Source organism: Mesorhizobium sp. WSM4823 (assembly GCF_055811195.1).
The window spans coordinates 134,419-150,629 of sequence record NZ_JBVVQL010000014.1 but is presented as its reverse complement, the minus strand read 5'-3'; the positions used below and the strand labels follow the sequence as shown (position 1 = coordinate 150,629).

Genomic DNA, 16,211 nt, shown 5'->3' with positions numbered 1-16,211 from the left:
CGCCTGCCGCACCGGTTAGGCCATCGTCCCGATGCGGCGAAGCTTAGTTTTGCCAAGCCGCCGCTCAGGACAGTTCCGCTTCCACAGGGCAGTCTAGGCAAGCGGTATAGTTGCAGAGCCGGCAAATACGGTATGCATGGTCCTCGGTGCTGACGAGCCCACGCAACAGCTTGGCGGCAAGTTTGCCGAATTCCTGCAGCTCCTCCGAACTCAGAACGGCGAGCGCTGACGCGAGCCCCGACTGACGAGCAGAAAGAATAGCACTGCAGGTCGTCTCCCCCAACGGAGTGAGCCTCAGCGCTACCGCGCGATGGTCGTCAGGCGCCGAGAACCGAGCCGCCAATCCGTCCGCCACCAGTCGATCGACTAATCTAACGGTGCCCGAATGAGATAGCGACAATGCGCGGCGCAGCCTCTCGATCGACAGACCCGGTACGTGGCCAATGAGGGTGATCGCGGAAGCCGCAGGGCCGGGCTCCGGTGCTTTGGCCTGGGCATCCCGCTGCAACGTGTCCGCGAAGGCGAGGGCTAAGGCGCCAATCACATTTTCAATCCTGGAATCAGCCATCAACAAAAAATATATGCTCGGAGCATATACATCAAGGTCGAATTATTATATGCTTGGAGCATACAAATCGAAGGGAAGAAGGCCATGATTACCTCTACAACCGCCAACGCTCCGTTCGCGACGCGCATCAATCAAGCTGCCTATCACGTTACCGCCGTCGGTCGCGCGGTAACCCTTTTGGGGGTGGTGCTCCCTCTGCTGTCGATCGGCATCTTGAAATTCACCGCGATCGAGATCGAGGCGCTTAGGCCGTTCGTCGAGAATACGCCTTGGCTGGCATGGCTCTATCCCGCGTTCGGATCTGCGGGAGCCTCCTACTTCTTGGGCGTGGTCGAACTGGCCACAGCGCTTCTGCTGATAGCATCGGTCCGCAGCGTTTGGGCTGGCGTCGTGGGGGGCGCCCTCGGTTCAATCACCTTTGCGCTGACATCCTCGACAATGCTCACCTTGCCGATCTGGGAAACGGGATCTGGAGGGTTTCCCTTCCTCAACGGGTTAGGCGCCTTTCTGATCAAGGATGTAGCCTTGCTCGGAGTGAGCTTGGTCATATTGGGGAGAAGCCTTCAGCAACTCGTCTCCGACCTCGGCCGGGAAGTTGATCGTAGTGATGAACAACGAAATCCAGGGGTGAGGGTATGAGTCTACTCGCTATCTGGCGCAGGACGGACGAACCAGGGCACGATGTCGCGCAGCTATCGCAGGCAGAGCCCGGCTGGCTCTTGAATGGAGCCGCTGTCTACCTCTCAGATGCCGGCCCGGCGCGTTTGGACTACATTGTGCAACTGGCCGAAGATTGGACAACCAAATCCGGCAGCGTTCGCGGGTTCATCGGTTCCCAGTCAGTTGATCTCACAATCATCCGCAACGAGGTCGGCTGGACTGTTAATGGGCAGCGGCAGCCGGCGGTTCAGTCAATGGTGGACCTGGATTACGGCTTCACGCCGGCGACGAACCTGCAACAAATCCGCAGAATGGACCTGAAGGTCGGCGACAAGGCGGATTTTCCGGTGGCTTGGCTGGTTGCCGGCGCCTCGAGTTTGGTTGTTCTGCCGCAGACCTACCATCGTGTGAGCGAGACCGAGTACATCTACGAGGCTCCCACAGTGCCCTACCGTGCCACGCTGCTCATTCCCGACGCTGGCTTTGCTCAAGACTACCCCGACGGCTGGGTTTTCGAGACCGGCAACGCCGGCCCTGGGCTATAGTGGTGAAACGTACCGACGCCTGCGACGTCGGCAATCTCGGCCTGCAGCAGACCCGCGGCGGCGTTTTCGTTGTTCCGTGGCCGGTGTATCGCTATATCAAAGTCGTTGTTGCCTTTCGGTGACCGCAAAGCGCAAGATGTGGCCGCAGAGCCCCTGGCCAGAGATGGCTGGACGAAGTGAACCGGGAACTGGAACAGAGTGCTTTTTCGACGCCGCAAGCCTGATGGTTTTCTCGAGCGGGTGCGTACCTATCTGTGGCCACGCCGCTCTTTCTCGCGCTCGCTGCGGTATTTTTTCAAGCGCATCCTGCGGCTGAAGGCTACTCCACATGCTGTGGCCGCCGGTGTCGCGGCTGGCGTGTTCGCTTCATTCTTTCCGCTCGGCTTTCACTTCATCATCGCCTTTGCCGTGTCCTGGCTGATCGCGGGGAATCTGGTCGCGGCCGCATTCGGCACGGCATTCGGCAACCCGCTGACCTTCCCGTTGCTGTGGGGCGCGTCGTGGGAGACCGGCAAGCTGGTTCTGCACGAGCACCTGCCGGCGCATGGGCCGCCCGCGCATCTCGGCGAGATGCTGCACAACCTTTCCTTTTCGCAATTGTGGGGACCGGTTTTAAAGCCGATGACCATCGGCGCCGTACCGCTCGGCCTGATCTTCGGCCTTTTGTTCTACGGCATCACGCGCTGGGGCATGGCCACCTTCCGCGAACAAAGACGCTTGCGCCTGGCAGGCAGAGCTGGAACGGCCGCACGGGAAGTTCCCGCCGAATGATCATCGGTATCGGCAGCGACCTGATCGATATCAGACGCATCGAAAAATCGCTGGAGCGCCACGGCCAGCGCTTCATCCAGCGTATCTACACCGAAGTCGAACAGGCCCGCTCCGAAAATCGCGGCGCCCGCGCCGCCTCCTATGCCAAGCGCTTCGCCGCCAAGGAGGCCTGCGCCAAGGCGCTGGGCACCGGCATGGCGCAAGGTGTTTTCTGGCGCGACATGGGCGTCGTCAACCTGGCCAGCGGCAAGCCGACCATGGCACTGACCGGCGGGGCGGCGGCGCAGCTGGACGCAATCCTGCCTGAAGGGCACAGGGCGGCAATCCACCTCACCATCACCGACGACTTTCCGCTTGCTCAAGCCTTTGTGATCATCGAGGCGTTGCCCGTCGAAGAAGCGCCATATTGATTGCATCTGACCACCGGCATGACGTTGCCCAGCGCGCGCCGAGACTCTATACCAACCAACGCATAATCGAGGACGACATGAGCGTGGCTGAAAAATCCCAGAAGAAATCCGGCGGGCTTGGCGAAACCGTCAGCGTCATCGTCCAGGCGCTTTTGCTCGCTCTGGTCATCCGCACGCTGCTTTTTCAGCCATTCTCTATCCCGTCCGGGTCGATGCGGCCGACCTTGCTCGAAGGCGATTACCTCTTCGTCACCAAATGGTCCTATGGCTTCTCCCGCTATTCGCTGCCGTTCGGGCCGGATCTCTTTTCGGGCCGCATATGGGGCGCCGAGCCGAAGCGCGGCGACGTGGCGGTGTTCAAGTTCCCGCCGGACCCATCCGTCGACTATATCAAGCGCGTCATTGGCCTGCCGGGGGACAAGATCCAGGTCAGGGACGGCCAGCTCTTCATCAATGGCGTTGGCGTGCCACGCCAGAAGGTCGGGCAGATCGACAATCGCGACATCACCGAGGAGAACGGGCCGGTCGACGTCTATCGCGAGACTTTGCCGAACGGCGTCAGCTATGACACGCTCGACCTAACGCCGAACTCGATCGGCGACAACACCCGCGAATTCGACGTGCCGCCCGGCCACTATTTCATGATGGGGGATAACAGAGACAATTCCTCGGACAGCCGCTTCACCGTCGGTTTCGTGCCCGACGAGAACCTGGTCGGTCGCGCCAACCTCATCTTCTTCTCGATCGGCGGCAGCGCCAGCCCGCTCGAAATCTGGAAATGGCCGTCGCTGATGCGCCCGTCGCGCCTGCTCCATTTCGTCAATTAGGGTCATGGCGGCGACAAAACGGCTGACCGTCGACGCGCTCGCGGAAGCGCTCATGGAGCGCACGGGCCACGCCTTTGCCGACCGCCAGCGCCTGCAGCGCGCGCTGACCCATGCCAGCGCCCGCAGCAGCCATGCTGGCATCGACTATGAGCGTTTCGAATTCCTGGGCGATCGCGTCCTCGGCCTAGTCGTCGCCGACATGCTGCTGGCGGCATTTCCGGATGCTGCCGAAGGTGAGCTTTCGCTCAGGCTCAACGCGCTGGTCAATGCCGAGGCGCTGTCGCAAATCGCCGAGGAAATCGGCCTGCCGGAGCTGATCCGCGCCGGCTCGGACGTACGCGGCCTCGATGGGCGCAAGCGCGTCAATCTGCGCGCCGACGCGCTGGAATCGCTGATCGCCGTGCTCTATCTCGACGGCGGGCTGGAGGCGGCCCGCGCCTTTATCCACAAATACTGGCGGCCGCGCTCACAGGCCATCGGTGCGGCCCGCCGCGATGCCAAGACCGAACTGCAGGAATGGGCGCATCAGGCGGCAGCCGCCGTGCCGGTCTACATGATCGACAGCCGCGAAGGACCGGACCACGATCCGCTGTTCACCGTCAGCGTCAGGGTTGGCGCCTATTCGCCGGCGACCGGCAGCGGGCGCTCCAAGCGCGAGGCCGAACAAGCTGCCGCTACTGCACTGCTGCTGCGCGAAGGCATCTGGCTAAATAAGGGGAGCGCGGCATGACCGCCACCGAAGACGTCACGCCGGCAACCGAAGCTGCCGCCACGCACTCCGGCTTCGTCGCGCTGATTGGCGCGCCCAATGCCGGGAAATCGACACTGGTCAACCAGCTGGTCGGCGCCAAAGTGTCGATCGTCACCCACAAGGTGCAGACGACGCGCGCCATCGTGCGCGGCATCGCCATCCACAACAATGCACAGATCGTCTTCGTCGACACGCCGGGTATTTTCAAGCCGAAGCGGCGGCTGGACACGGCGATGGTGACGACCGCCTGGGGCGGCGCCAAGGACGCCGATATCGTGATGTTGCTGATCGACGCCGAGCGCGGCATCAGGGGCGACGCCGACGCCATCCTGGAACGGCTGAAGGATGTCCGGCAGCCGATGGTGCTGATCCTCAACAAGGTCGACCGGGTCAAGCCCGAGGCGCTTCTGGCCCTGTCCGCGGCAGCCAACGAAAAAGTGCCGTTCAAGCGCACCTTCATGGTCTCGGCGCTAACCGGCTCGGGCTGCAAGGACCTGCTCGACTATCTCTCGGAAACCCTCCCTGCCGGCCCCTGGTATTACCCGGAAGACCAGATTTCCGATCTGCCGATGCGTCAGCTGGCGGCCGAGATCACTCGCGAAAAGCTGTATCTCAGGCTGCATCAGGAACTGCCCTATTCCTCCCACATCGAGACCGAGAAATGGGAAGAGAAGAAGGACGGTTCGGTGCGCATCGACCAGACCATCTATGTCGAGCGTGACAGCCAGAAGAAGATCGTGCTCGGCCACAAGGGCGAGACGATCCGTGCCATCGGCCAGGCGGCACGCATGGAGATATCAGGTATTCTCGAACAGAAGGTGCACCTTTTCCTGTTCGTCAAAGTGCGCGAGAACTGGGGCGACGACCCCGAGCGCTACCGCGAGATGGGGCTGGAGTTTCCGCATTAGAGCATGTTCCCGAAAAGTGAGAACCGGTTCAGCGCATGGCATGATGACGCCGAATATTGGTTCCGGCGTTGGACGGACTTCGAACGAGCCAAAGCGGAAGGCGGGCAAGTTTGTTCTTGCTTTGTGCACCCAGTTATGCTATCAATTCGGGCATGGTGCTGATTTGCGCCAGCGACCGCCGTCGAGGTGGTTTTTTTGTTTCAGGTTTCGCCATTCGTCGGCGTGGCTGTCCACGGGCCTTCTCCTGACCCGAGGTCGGAGCCTTGGCATCCGATTACCCAACCTTGATTTCGCCACCGAAGCGGTGACAAGTTCCATTCATGGAATGGCGCGACGAGGGAATCATTCTCGGCACCCGCAAGCATGGCGAAACCAGTGCCATTCTTGAGGTCATGACCCGTGCGCATGGCCGCCACCTCGGTCTTGTGCGCGGCGGCCGTTCGCGCAAGCAGCAGCCGGTTCTGCAGCCCGGCAATCGCGTCGACCTGTTGTGGCGGGCGCGGCTCGATGAACATCTTGGCACCTTCCAGGCCGAGGCGATCGAGATGAACGCCGCGCGGCTAATGGACAGCGCCGTCGCCATCTATGGGCTGCAGACCATGGCCGCACATCTGCGCCTGCTGCCGGAGCGCGACGCCCATGGCGGCCTCTACGAGACGTTGGCCGTAATGATCGCTCACCTGGACGATGTGGACGCTGCCGGCGAGCTGGTGGCGCGCTTCGAGCTGCTGATTCTCGACGAACTCGGCTTCGGCCTCGATCTCAGCCAATGTGCTGCGACCGGCGCCAGGCAGGACCTTGCCTATGTCTCGCCGAAATCCGGTCGCTCCGTATCGCGCGCCGCTGGCGAACCGTGGCGCGACAAGATGCTGCCGCTGCCAGCCTTCCTGCAGCGGTCTGGCCTGCGTGCCGATCCGCCGGCGATCGAGGACGCGTTCCGGCTGACCGGCTTCTTTTTTACCCGCCATGTCTACGAGCCGCGCGGCATCGAGGCGCCCGGTGCCCGCGCCGGCTTCCTCGCCGCCTTGCGCAAGCACCACGCGCCCGGCAAGACCCTGATCGAAGAACCCGCCGGAGAAATCACCAGATGAGCGAAGTGGAGCTCTATCCCGGCCGGGTCTCGCCGCTCGGCCTCGGCACCATTCCGCATGGCGACATCCTTAGATATACCGGCCTGGAATTGCTCCAGCGCATCATCGACAACAAATACCCGGCGCCGCCGATTTCGTTCCAGCTCAGTTTCGACCTGACCGAAGTGTCGGAAGGGCGCGCGGTGTTCCGCGGCATGCCGAACGAGCGTTATCTCAATCCGCTGGGCGGTGTGCATGGCGGCTGGGCCGCGACGCTGTTGGATTCGGCCCTTGCCTGCGCGGTGCAGACGCTGCTCGACAAGGGCGAGGCCTATACGACGGCGGAGTTCAAGGTGAACCTGACGCGGCCGATCACGCCGAAGACCGGCGAGGTGGTGTGCGAGGGCAGGGTGGTGCACAAGGGCCGCACATTGGCGGTTTCGGAGGCAACGCTGAAGGATGCCAACGGCAAGCTGCTGGCGTTCGGCACCGAAACATGCTCGATCTTTCCGGCCGCCAATCTGGCGGCGCGCTGACTCGGCTGGCCGTCTAGCCGCCGTGTTTGTCGGTAACTGCTGGCCGGGTTTGGGGGAACCGCCATGTTCGAAAGCCTGATCGGCCTGGTCGCGATCATCGCGCTGTTCGTCATTATCTCACGTCAGCAGAGCCGCATCGGCTTGATCGAGCGCGAGCTTGGCGCACTGCGCAGCCTCGTGCTTTCAGGCGTGGATGTGGCGCCGCCGCAGGCCAAGCCGGTAGAACCGGCCGCAAACGACAGCAAGCCAGCCGATGCGGCGCCAGCGACTGACATTGCGCCGTCATCGGCGGGTGAGGCTGCGGAAGAACTGCTCACGGAGACTGAAGCCGGGGAGGTTGCGCCCGGACCGTGGGCTGCGGGCGAAGCAGCGCCGGCTGCATCTGCACCTGCGCAACCAGCCGCAGCGACGGCGAAAGCGGCCCAAAAATCCGATCAAAAACCCGATATTGAAACGGCGCTCGGCACCCGCTGGGCAGTCTGGGTCGGCGGTATCGCGCTGGCGCTGGGTGGCTTATTCTTGATCCGCTACACCATCGAGGCTGGCATTTTCGGTCCCGGCGTGCGGCTGAGCATGGCAGCAATGCTCGGGCTGGTGCTGGTCGCTGTAGGCGAGTTCATCCGCCGTACCGGCTTCAGGGTGCCGGTGCAGGGCGTCGCGGGCGCCTATATTCCGGCGATCCTGACGGCGGCCGGTGCTTTCATCCTGTTCGGCACGGTTTATGCTGCGCATGGCGTTTACGGCTTCATCGGGCCGGCGCTCGCCTTCACGCTCCTAGGGGCCATCGGTGTGGCGACGATCGTGGCCGCGCTCGTCCACGGCCAGGCGCTGGCCGGCATCGGCCTGCTCGGCGCGGTGGTGACGCCGATGCTGGTCGCCGCGCAGGCGCCCAATCCTTGGGCGCTGTTCGGCTATCTCGCGATCGTGCTTGCCGCCACTACCGTCATCGCCCGCCTGCGCGACTGGAAATTGCTGATGGCGGCGGCATTCGTCGGCACCGGTCTCTGGACCGTTCTTTACATGACCGATGCGCCAGGCGCCAACCTGCCCGTCATCCTCTTTATCAATGCGGTGACCCTGGCCGTGCTTGCCTTCGTCTGGCTCGGCCGTCGCGGTGGCGAAGCAGAACCCGCCAAGGGCTTCGACTGGCCGTCGATCGCACCTGGCTTTTTCGTCGGTCTTTCTGTCATGGCGCTGTTCGTCGACCCCGCATACGCTGCCACCAGCGATGCTCTGTCGGGAGCAGCCCTTATCGCAGCCCTGGTCGCGGTAGCGCTCTACCGGCCGCTGGCTCTGGCGCTTCTGCACGCCGCAGGGCTGGCGACGGTGCTGGTCTATCTCGGCATCATTCCGCCAACCTCGATTGCTTCCGACCTTGCCAGTGGCGGCCTGAGTGTCGATGGACTGCCCGCCGTGGCATCCGATGCCCGGATGCTCAGGACCGGCATCGCACTCGGGCTTGTCTTCATCGGCACCGGCTTCTGGACAGCGCGCAGATTTGCCGCATCGGCACAAATCCGCGCCGCCTCATGGGCGGCGTGGGGCGTCGTCGCGCCGCTGGTCATTCTGTTGACGCTCTGGTTCACCTTCGGCAATCTCGACCGCGATCTTGTCTACGCGGCGGTGGCAGCCCTTCTGGTCGTGGTCTTCACCGCCGGCGGCGAGTGGATCGCGCGCGGTGAAGAGCCGCCGCTGCAGGGCGGGGCGGCCGTCTCGTTCGCGCTCGGCGGGGCAGCAGTAGCCGCCTTGCTGATGCTCTACATGACCTTCGGATCCGGCTGGACGACCGTCCTTTTGGGTGCCGCGGCCATCGTTCCGGCGCTGGCCACCCGCTGGCGCTCCTATCCGGTGCTCGGCTGGATTTCGGTCGGCGCGGTCGTCGCGGTGCTCGGCCGTGTTGCCTTCGATCCGACAATCGTCGGCGCCGAGTTTCTGTCGAGGACGCCTGTGTTCAACTGGCTGCTGCCGGGATACGGCGTGCCGGCGCTCGCCTTTGGCTTTGCAGCGTGGCAACTCGCCCGCACCACAAATGGCCGCCCGCGCCTCGCCATGGAGGCGGGCGCTGCGCTGTTTGCGCTGCTCACCATTGCCATATTGGTGCGCCACGCCATGCATGACGGCGTCATCGACACGGGTGCTGCGACGCTCGCCGAACAGGCGATCTACACGCTGATCGCCCTCGGCGCCGGCGCCATCCTGGTCGCCATCGACATGCGCTCGCCAAGCTCGGTGTTGCGCTATGGTTCGCTTGCCGCGGGCGTGGTCTCGGTCGCCTTCATCCTCATCCAGCATTTCCTGGCACTGAACCCGATGTTCACGGACGAATCGACTGGCCGGATCCCGGTGTTCAACCTGCTGTTCCTTGCCTATCTCTTGCCGGCCGCCGCCGCCGGGGGGCTCGCGCTCTATAGTAGAGACAAGCGGCCGAAATGGTACGCCGCGATGCTGGCGCTGGTGGCGGCACTGCTTGCCTTCGTCTATGCGACGCTGTCGGTGCGGCGGCTGTTCAAGGGCGAGTTCATCGGCCTGTGGAGCGGCCTCGGCCAGCTTGAGACCTACACCTATTCAGCCCTGTGGCTGATCATCGGCGTGGCGCTGCTCACCGCCGGTGTCTGGCTGAAGTCACAGGTGCTGCGCATCGCGTCGGCCACGCTGATCTCGGTCGCCGTGCTGAAGGTCTTCCTCTTCGACATGTCGGAACTGGAAGGCGTTCTGAGGGCGCTGTCCTTCATCGGCCTCGGCGCGGTGCTGATCGGCATCGGCCTGTTCTACCAGCGGCTGCTGACAAGGGCGGCCAAATCCGAGCCCGAATAGTATTCAGGCCAGATCGGTCTGCAAGAAATCATTGCCCTTGTAGAGCAGGGGTACCCGGTAGGCCTTGGCACATGCATAACTGAAACAGTCGCCGAAATTCAGCTTGGCGGGATGGCCGACGTATCGACCGTAGTCGCGCGCAGCCTTGACTGCGAGTTCGCGAATGGCGGCATCCAGCGGAACTTCCACGGCCTTGAGTTCGGCCAAGAAGCCGATAACAATCGTTTGGCATTGATCTATCAGGGCAGGCGGTGTCGGAGCTTGATCGCCGCTTTCAGCTACAGATTTCCTGCGGGCTATTCCCAGGATCGCTTCAAAAGCGGAACTCGGCGAGAAATAGAGCGTCTCGGCAGTTTCAATTCTTCTCAGCAGACGATCCGCATCTGCCTCTCTCAAAATCACCGCAATAATAGCGGAAGCATCAAGAAACATCGGGCTCCCCCCAGGCCTCGTCCATGAATTTCTTCATATCGAAGGTGGGGTCATCGGGACCAAGTGCGCTCGCGGCATCCTGATATTTTTTGATACGCTCGCTTAGCGGAAGGACAGAGTTCGCTCGTTCAAGCTCGCGCTTGAGAGCGATCCGCACGGCTTCAGTCTTCGTGGGGGCTTTAATTGCGGACTGTAACTGACGAGCCAGGGCGTCGACCTCGTTATCGCGGATGTACAGAGACATATCGATTTCCCCGGGCGTATATTCCAAGTAGAATATACCAGATATATATCTTTGAATATACATCCTTTAGGGTGCGTTTTCAACCTCAGGCTTCTCATTCATGGCGCGCGGAGCCTTGACAGGTACCGTCCAGTCCTGGTCGGGAATAAATCGCCCGCCGGCCGCGTTATTTCATTGCTTGGGTGACCGGGGCGGCGGACCGCTTCGCGCTGGCCGCTTGCGCCGCGCCGTGAAGGCGCGTTCAATCGGTGAACAGAGGCGACCTCAGAACCAGCGGTCATGGAAGAAAAGAAGGCAGCAATCCTTGGCGAAATACCGCGCCTGCGCCGTTATGCGCGCTCGCTGCTGCGCGACCGCGATTCCGCCGACGACCTCGTTCAGGATTGTCTCGAACGGGCGCTAGTGCGGCTCGACAATTGGCAGACTGGAGAAAGCCCCAGGAGGTGGCTGTTTACGATTATGCATCATTTGTTCATCGACCAGATGCGCAAGGTGAACCGGCGCGGCGACGCAGCCCTGCTGCCGCTGGAAGCGAGCGAAGCGCAGGCAACGCCCGCCGAGCAGGTGGAGAGCATCGCCTCGCGCGAGATTATCGACGCATTGCAGGCGATCAGCCCCGACCGGCGCGCGGCACTCGTCATGGTCGCCATCGAAGGCTTTTCCTATGCCGAGGCCGCGAGCATCCTGGGCGTGCCGGCCGGCACGCTGATGTCGCGCATCGCCCGCGGGCGTGAGGAGTTGCGCGGGCTGCTGGACGACGCCGCGCGCCGCCGGGCGATAAGGATCGTCGAGAAATGACCCGGCGCGATTTTTCCGAACGTGACATCCACATGGAGCTCGATGACGAGTTGCCGCGCGACGAGCGCGTGGCTTATGACGCTTGGCTCGATGCTAATCCTGAAATGAAGGCGAGGAGCGCTCGTTATGTCGCCGACCGCGCAGCACTTCGTGCCGCCTTCGCTGGCGTGCTCGATGAGCCGGTGCCGGCGCGGTTGCAGAAGATCGTGTTCGGCGAGGCGCCGGTCAAGGCGGCGGCATCACGCTCGCGCTGGTGGCTGGCGGCTGCGGCAGCGGCCGTGCTTGCCATCGGCGGTGTTGGCGGTTATGTCGCCGGCCTCGACCATTTTGGTCTGAAAGAACCGGCCGAGGACCAACTCGCCGAGCAGGCGATCGCAGCCCATGTCATCTATGCCGCCGAGCAGCGGCATGCGGTGGAAGTGCCCGCCAGCGACAAGGATCATCTGCAGACCTGGCTGTCCAATCGGGTCGGCCTGAAATTAGTCGCACCGGATCTTGCGGCGGAAGGGTTCCATCTCGTCGGCGGCCGGCTGCTGCCGGCGGGTGAGAGCAAGGCCGCGATGCTGCTTTATGAAGACGACAAGGGCGAGCGCATCTCGCTGTTCGTCACGGCTGAATCGGCAGAGAAGACCAAGGGCACCTATGGATCGGAAGAGAACGGCCCGGAGGCGATCTACTGGCTGGACAAGGGCTATGGCTGCGCCGTCGTCGGCTCGCTGCCGCGCGCGCAGCTGACTGCGGTGGCGAAGAGCGCCTACAGCCAGCTTCTGGCCGGACTGGCCGGCTGAACCGCGGCTGTTTTGCGAAGCTGGCGCCACGGGCGAAACAGCGATCCTGTTCAAGTCCTTGCACTGATCCGCAGTGCCACGTACCCTTATGCTACGGGCCGAAACTGTCACAATTCGGCCCGAATCGAGGTGCGATAGCGCTTGACGGATGCTGGCGCTTCGGCTGGTGTTATCGACGTTTAGACCAGGGCCTTCTCCACACCCAATCGAGGTTTTCTGAGCCCGCATGCCTGCCGAGATTCGCACGGCCCGCGCGTCCGACGTCGATGACCTCGCGGCCATCGAGAAGGCTGTTTTCTCAAGCGACCGCATTTCTCGCCGTTCCTTTCGCCAATTGATCGAACGCGAGACCGCCGAGATGCTGGTCGCCGAAAGCGAGGGCCGCATCGCCGGCTATGCGGTCGTGCTGTTTCGCAAGGGCAGCGGCGTTGCGCGGCTCTATTCCATCGCCATCGATCCATCTTTCGGCGGGCTCGGCATTGGCCGCATGCTGCTGGGGCGAGCCGAGGAGGTCGCCTTCGAGCACAACCGCATGATGCTGCGTCTCGAGGTGCGCGAGGACAACGGCAGGGCCATCCGCATCTATGAGCAGAGCGGCTACCGCAAGATCGGCCGCGAAACCGGCTATTACGAGGACGGCGCCACGGCGCTGCGCTACGAGAAGACCTTGCGCGGCGATATTCCTGTCGCCACCAGGGTGCCGTTCTACCAGCAGACCTGCGAATTCACCTGCGGCCCGTGCTGCCTGATGATGGCAATGGCCAATTTCGATCGCGGCTTCGTGCCCGACCCGGTCATGGAAATCCGCTTGTGGCGCGAGGCGACCACCGTTTTCATGATGTCGGGGCCGGGGGGCTGCGAGCCGTTTGGTCTTGCCGTTGCGGGCCACGAAAGCGGGCTCTCTGCCGAGATCTATGTATCCTTCCATGGCGCGCTGTTCCTGCAGTCGGTGCGCAGCCATGACAAGCGCCGGGTGATGGAGCTGGCGCAGGTCGACTTTCGCCGGCGCGCGGAACGTTACGGCATCCCGGTGAATTACCGTCCATTCGCCATTGACGACATCCGCACGGCGATCGCAGAAGGAAAACTTGTGTTGGTCCTGATCAGCGGCTTCCTGATGTTCGGCAAGAAGGTTCCGCACTGGGTGCTGGCCATCGGCGACGATGGCGATCATATCCTGATCCACGATCCCTGGGTCGAAGACGAGAGACAGGAAACCATCCTTGATGCCGCCAACATTCCGGTGCCTTACGGCATCTTCATGAATATGGCGCAGTTCGGCCGCGACGGATTGCGTGCCGCCATCACCCTCGGAAAGCGCGACAGCCAATGACTTGGGTCATCCTTACCGGCAGGCAGAACGACCTCGATCAGGTGGCGACTCCGCACAAGATCATCACCAATCGCGACTATCTTGCGCATCCGGCGCTGTTTCGCGGTCAGCGGCCGAAGGTCATCAACCTGTCGAACAATTATGGCTACCAGAGCCGCGGCTACTATGCTTCGCTGCTCGCCGGCTCGCGCGGCCACAAGGTCATCCCGACGGTCGAGACGATGATCGACCTGTCCGAGCGCAAACTTTACGAGCATGCGCTGCCGGAGCTGGAGTTGGCGCTGAACAAATGCCGCAAGGATCTGGGCGGCGCCTTTCCGCAAAAAGTCTGCATCTTCTTTGGCATCGGCCCGTCGAAGATATGGGATCGCTTCGCCAAGCTTTTGTTCGACTGGTTCCGAGCGCCGGCGCTGGAAGTCCACATTACGGACAGCGCCGAATGGGCGTCGATCCGCAAGATCGGCTTCCATCCGCTGGCCAGGATGACCGAGGAGGAAGAAAAGCGCTTCCTTCAGTGCCTCGAGACCTACACCAACCGCGAATGGCGCGACACCAAGGGCCGCACGCCGTCACGCTACACCTTCGCCACGCTGGTCGATCCGCATGAGGAACTGCCGCCGTCGGAGATCTCGTCGCTGCGCTACTGGGCCAAGATCGCCGAAAAGATGGGCGTCGAAATCGAGCCGATCACCAAAAAGGATTTGGCCAAGCTCGCCAATTACGACGCATTGTTCATCCGCGAGACCACCTCGATCTCCAACCATACTTACCGTTTCGCCCGCCGCGCCCAGCAGGAAGGCATGCCGGTCATCGACGACCCGCTGTCGATGATCCGCTGCACCAACAAGGTCTATCTCAACGAGCTGATGACCTACAACAAGGTGCCGGTGCCGCCGACGGTGATGATCGCCGGCATCTCGGACCTTGAAGTGGCGGCGCAGACGCTGGGTTTTCCGCTGGTGCTGAAGATCCCGGACTCGTCGTTTTCGCGCGGCGTCAAGAAATGCGGCACCTTCGAGGAGCTGAAGACGCTTGCCACCGAATGGCTTGAGGATTCCGACCTTCTGATCGCGCAGAAATTCATTCCGACCGAATATGACTGGCGTGTCGGCGTGCTCGGCGGCCAGCCTCTGTTTGCCGTGCACTATCTGATGGCCAAGAAGCACTGGCAGATCGTCAACCACAAGGCGAACGGCAAGCCCGACCAGGGCGGCATCAAGACCTTCACCCTGAAGGAGGCGCCGGCCCATGTCGTCGAGACGGCGGTGAGGGCAGCGCGCTGCATTGGCGACGGCCTTTACGGCGTCGATCTCAAGGAGACCAAGGATGGCGTCTTCGTCATCGAGGTCAACGACAATCCCAATCTCGACCATGGCTGGGAGGATTCCGGCGAAAAGGACGAGGTCTGGGTACGGCTGACGCAGTGGTTCCTAGACCGGCTCGACCGGCCGGGGCGATAATCATCAGAGTAGGGCGCAGAGATGCTGTTTTTCGTGACCGAGGATTTTCGCGGCTGTGACCGCAAGGAGATCTACCGTCGCTTCCGCGACCAGGGTCGCCTGAAGCCTGATGCGCTCATCGTGCATCACAGCTGGATCGCAGCGGATATGAGCCGCTGTTTCCTGCTGGTGGAGGCCGATGACGTCACGCTCCTGGAGCGCTGGGTCGTCGAATGGGCGGATCTGGTCGAATTCGAGATCGTTCCCGTGGCGACTAACAAGGACATGGCAGACGCATTGAGCGGCCACCTCTGAGCGAACAACCGCCGTCATCGGCTCTCAGATGGCCGAGCGATCAACGCCGGCGAACCCACCGAGTGAAGGCATTCCTCGATCAGCCACGCCTTGAACGCCGCCACCACGTCGCGCCTCAAGCTTCGTTGCGGGATCGTCAGGCAATAGGGCTGGCGCAGCTCCAGCGCCTGTGCGACGGGCCTGACCAGCCTGCCATCCTCCACCGCCCCGGCGCAGAAGACGCCCTGCGCCAGCGCCACGCCAAGGCCTGATATGGCCAGATCGAGCGCCGCCCGCGACGAGTTCGCCGACAGACCGTGCTGGCCGGCGCGGCCGGGTTCGATGCCGGCCGTCTCGAACCAGTTGTGCCAGGACGGAAAGGAGGCGCCTGTCGGTCCCCAATCCGTGTGGATCAACGGCAGGCTGGCAAGGGCGGCGCCGTCAAGGCCGCCGATCCCCCTTGCCATCCCAGGTGCGCAAACGGGATAGACGGCATCGCTCACGATCTCTTCCGTTGACTGGTCGCGATAGTGGGAGCGCCCATAGGAAAGACGTATATCGATCAGGTCACGGTCGAACGACACCGGATCGTCTTCGCCTCTCAGCGATATGTCGACCGCGCCGTGGCTGGCGACAAAGCTCTTCAGTCGCGTCGAGAGCCAACCCATCGCCATGGATGGCGGTACCGAGACGACGAGCCGCGATCGAAACTCCGCGCCGCCGAGCTCGCGCGACACGCTGCCGATCTCCTCGAAGGCTGTTGTTAGTCGAGGCAGCATCTCCCGGCCCGCATCGGTCAGAACGGCGCGACGGTTGACCCGGTGAAACAACTTGCGGCCCATCTGGTCCTCGATCGTCCGGATCAACTGGCTGACCGCGGCCGCCGAAATCGATAGCTCTTCGGCTGCGGCGGCAAAGCTGCCGCGGCGCGCCGCGGCCTCGAAAGCCTGGAGTCCCCGCAAGGATGGAAGTGCGACCATGACGACCAATAGATAAGTTGACCTTATCTAAATCGCAGAAATC

19 protein-coding genes are annotated in these 16,211 nt (G+C 62.7%); 15 read left to right on the top strand and 4 right to left on the bottom strand.

Going from position 1 to position 16,211, the window contains the following annotated elements; all coding sequences use genetic code 11:
• Nucleotides 1-64: 64 nt before the first annotated feature.
• The gene (locus AC0L26_RS27090; protein ID WP_473635337.1) at nt 65-568 is read right to left on the bottom strand and encodes a MarR family winged helix-turn-helix transcriptional regulator; all 504 of its coding nucleotides are present in this window, start codon (nt 566-568) and stop codon (nt 65-67) included.
• 84 nt (nt 569-652) lie between these two features.
• Here AC0L26_RS27090 and AC0L26_RS27085 point away from each other — a divergent pair, with 84 nt between their 5' ends.
• From AC0L26_RS27085 to AC0L26_RS27040, 10 genes are all read left to right on the top strand, one after another.
• Nucleotides 653-1,207, top strand: coding sequence for a YkgB family protein (locus AC0L26_RS27085; RefSeq protein ID WP_473635321.1), 555 nt, complete (start codon nt 653-655; stop codon nt 1,205-1,207).
• Nucleotides 1,204-1,773, top strand: coding sequence for a putative glycolipid-binding domain-containing protein (locus AC0L26_RS27080; RefSeq protein WP_473635320.1), 570 nt, complete (start codon nt 1,204-1,206; stop codon nt 1,771-1,773). Before AC0L26_RS27085 ends, AC0L26_RS27080 begins: the two co-directional genes overlap by 4 nt.
• 198 nt (nt 1,774-1,971) lie before the next feature.
• Nucleotides 1,972-2,544, top strand: a complete 573-nt coding sequence (locus AC0L26_RS27075; RefSeq protein WP_473635319.1) for a DUF2062 domain-containing protein — start codon at nt 1,972-1,974, stop codon at nt 2,542-2,544.
• A complete protein-coding gene (gene acpS / locus AC0L26_RS27070; protein ID WP_473635318.1) occupies nt 2,541-2,954 on the top strand; it encodes a holo-ACP synthase in 414 nt (137 codons plus the stop codon). Before AC0L26_RS27075 ends, acpS begins: the two co-directional genes overlap by 4 nt.
• Nucleotides 2,955-3,031: 77 nt before the next feature.
• A complete protein-coding gene (lepB, locus tag AC0L26_RS27065; protein WP_352928979.1) occupies nt 3,032-3,781 on the top strand; it encodes a signal peptidase I in 750 nt (249 codons plus the stop codon).
• Between the two features lie 4 nt (nt 3,782-3,785).
• A complete protein-coding gene (gene rnc, locus AC0L26_RS27060; RefSeq protein ID WP_473635317.1) occupies nt 3,786-4,511 on the top strand; it encodes a ribonuclease III in 726 nt (241 codons plus the stop codon).
• Entirely contained in the window at nt 4,508-5,440 is a 933-nt protein-coding gene (era, locus tag AC0L26_RS27055) for a GTPase Era (protein ID WP_473635316.1), read from the top strand. Before rnc ends, era begins: the two co-directional genes overlap by 4 nt.
• Before the next feature lie 320 nt (nt 5,441-5,760).
• Nucleotides 5,761-6,531, top strand: a complete 771-nt coding sequence (recO, locus tag AC0L26_RS27050; RefSeq protein WP_473635315.1) for a DNA repair protein RecO — start codon at nt 5,761-5,763, stop codon at nt 6,529-6,531.
• Nucleotides 6,528-7,046: a PaaI family thioesterase gene (locus AC0L26_RS27045; protein WP_473635314.1), complete on the top strand. Its 519-nt coding sequence runs from the start codon at nt 6,528-6,530 to the stop codon at nt 7,044-7,046. Before recO ends, AC0L26_RS27045 begins: the two co-directional genes overlap by 4 nt.
• Nucleotides 7,047-7,109: 63 nt before the next feature.
• The gene (locus tag AC0L26_RS27040; protein ID WP_473635313.1) at nt 7,110-9,860 is read left to right on the top strand and encodes a DUF2339 domain-containing protein; all 2,751 of its coding nucleotides are present in this window, start codon (nt 7,110-7,112) and stop codon (nt 9,858-9,860) included.
• Between the two features lie 3 nt (nt 9,861-9,863).
• Here the strand turns inward: AC0L26_RS27040 and AC0L26_RS27035 are convergent, their stop codons facing one another.
• Nucleotides 9,864-10,292, bottom strand: a complete 429-nt coding sequence (locus tag AC0L26_RS27035) for a type II toxin-antitoxin system VapC family toxin (RefSeq protein ID WP_473635312.1) — start codon at nt 10,290-10,292, stop codon at nt 9,864-9,866.
• The gene (locus AC0L26_RS27030; protein WP_292216872.1) at nt 10,282-10,536 is read right to left on the bottom strand and encodes a type II toxin-antitoxin system VapB family antitoxin; all 255 of its coding nucleotides are present in this window, start codon (nt 10,534-10,536) and stop codon (nt 10,282-10,284) included. The genes AC0L26_RS27035 and AC0L26_RS27030 overlap by 11 nt, the downstream gene beginning before the upstream one ends.
• A gap of 279 nt (nt 10,537-10,815) precedes the next feature.
• Here AC0L26_RS27030 and AC0L26_RS27025 point away from each other — a divergent pair, with 279 nt between their 5' ends.
• The 5 genes from AC0L26_RS27025 to AC0L26_RS27005 all read left to right on the top strand — a co-directional run bounded on the left by AC0L26_RS27025 (nt 10,816) and on the right by AC0L26_RS27005 (nt 15,209).
• Nucleotides 10,816-11,334, top strand: coding sequence for a sigma-70 family RNA polymerase sigma factor (locus AC0L26_RS27025; protein ID WP_473635311.1), 519 nt, complete (start codon nt 10,816-10,818; stop codon nt 11,332-11,334).
• The gene (locus AC0L26_RS27020; protein WP_473635310.1) at nt 11,331-12,122 is read left to right on the top strand and encodes an anti-sigma factor family protein; all 792 of its coding nucleotides are present in this window, start codon (nt 11,331-11,333) and stop codon (nt 12,120-12,122) included. Before AC0L26_RS27025 ends, AC0L26_RS27020 begins: the two co-directional genes overlap by 4 nt.
• Before the next feature lie 226 nt (nt 12,123-12,348).
• Nucleotides 12,349-13,455 carry a peptidase C39 family protein gene (locus tag AC0L26_RS27015; protein ID WP_473635309.1) on the top strand — a complete coding sequence of 369 codons (1,107 nt, stop codon included), beginning with the start codon at nt 12,349-12,351 and terminating at the stop codon, nt 13,453-13,455.
• On the top strand, nt 13,452-14,915 hold the full coding sequence (locus tag AC0L26_RS27010) for a RimK family protein (protein ID WP_473635308.1): 1,464 nt from the start codon (nt 13,452-13,454) through the stop codon (nt 14,913-14,915). Before AC0L26_RS27015 ends, AC0L26_RS27010 begins: the two co-directional genes overlap by 4 nt.
• 21 nt (nt 14,916-14,936) lie before the next feature.
• On the top strand, nt 14,937-15,209 hold the full coding sequence (locus AC0L26_RS27005) for a DUF3303 domain-containing protein (protein ID WP_473635307.1): 273 nt from the start codon (nt 14,937-14,939) through the stop codon (nt 15,207-15,209).
• Nucleotides 15,210-15,223: 14 nt separating this feature from the next.
• Here AC0L26_RS27005 and AC0L26_RS27000 read toward each other — a convergent pair whose 3' ends face one another.
• Complete coding sequence (locus AC0L26_RS27000) at nt 15,224-16,168, bottom strand: LysR substrate-binding domain-containing protein (protein WP_473635306.1); 945 nt, start codon at nt 16,166-16,168, stop codon at nt 15,224-15,226.
• Nucleotides 16,169-16,211: the final 43 nt, after the last annotated feature.

Coding starts and splice junctions, on each gene's coding strand:
- AC0L26_RS27090 (WP_473635337.1), bottom strand. CDS start 568: ATGGCTGATTCCAGGATTGAAAATGTGATTGGCGCCTTAGCCCTCGCC.
- AC0L26_RS27085 (WP_473635321.1), top strand. CDS start 653: ATGATTACCTCTACAACCGCCAACGCTCCGTTCGCGACGCGCATCAAT.
- AC0L26_RS27080 (WP_473635320.1), top strand. CDS start 1,204: ATGAGTCTACTCGCTATCTGGCGCAGGACGGACGAACCAGGGCACGAT.
- acpS (WP_473635318.1), top strand. CDS start 2,541: ATGATCATCGGTATCGGCAGCGACCTGATCGATATCAGACGCATCGAA.
- lepB (WP_352928979.1), top strand. CDS start 3,032: ATGAGCGTGGCTGAAAAATCCCAGAAGAAATCCGGCGGGCTTGGCGAA.
- rnc (WP_473635317.1), top strand. CDS start 3,786: ATGGCGGCGACAAAACGGCTGACCGTCGACGCGCTCGCGGAAGCGCTC.
- era (WP_473635316.1), top strand. CDS start 4,508: ATGACCGCCACCGAAGACGTCACGCCGGCAACCGAAGCTGCCGCCACG.
- recO (WP_473635315.1), top strand. CDS start 5,761: ATGGAATGGCGCGACGAGGGAATCATTCTCGGCACCCGCAAGCATGGC.
- AC0L26_RS27045 (WP_473635314.1), top strand. CDS start 6,528: ATGAGCGAAGTGGAGCTCTATCCCGGCCGGGTCTCGCCGCTCGGCCTC.
- AC0L26_RS27040 (WP_473635313.1), top strand. CDS start 7,110: ATGTTCGAAAGCCTGATCGGCCTGGTCGCGATCATCGCGCTGTTCGTC.
- AC0L26_RS27035 (WP_473635312.1), bottom strand. CDS start 10,292: ATGTTTCTTGATGCTTCCGCTATTATTGCGGTGATTTTGAGAGAGGCA.
- AC0L26_RS27030 (WP_292216872.1), bottom strand. CDS start 10,536: ATGTCTCTGTACATCCGCGATAACGAGGTCGACGCCCTGGCTCGTCAG.
- AC0L26_RS27025 (WP_473635311.1), top strand. CDS start 10,816: ATGGAAGAAAAGAAGGCAGCAATCCTTGGCGAAATACCGCGCCTGCGC.
- AC0L26_RS27020 (WP_473635310.1), top strand. CDS start 11,331: ATGACCCGGCGCGATTTTTCCGAACGTGACATCCACATGGAGCTCGAT.
- AC0L26_RS27015 (WP_473635309.1), top strand. CDS start 12,349: ATGCCTGCCGAGATTCGCACGGCCCGCGCGTCCGACGTCGATGACCTC.
- AC0L26_RS27010 (WP_473635308.1), top strand. CDS start 13,452: ATGACTTGGGTCATCCTTACCGGCAGGCAGAACGACCTCGATCAGGTG.
- AC0L26_RS27005 (WP_473635307.1), top strand. CDS start 14,937: ATGCTGTTTTTCGTGACCGAGGATTTTCGCGGCTGTGACCGCAAGGAG.
- AC0L26_RS27000 (WP_473635306.1), bottom strand. CDS start 16,168: ATGGTCGCACTTCCATCCTTGCGGGGACTCCAGGCTTTCGAGGCCGCG.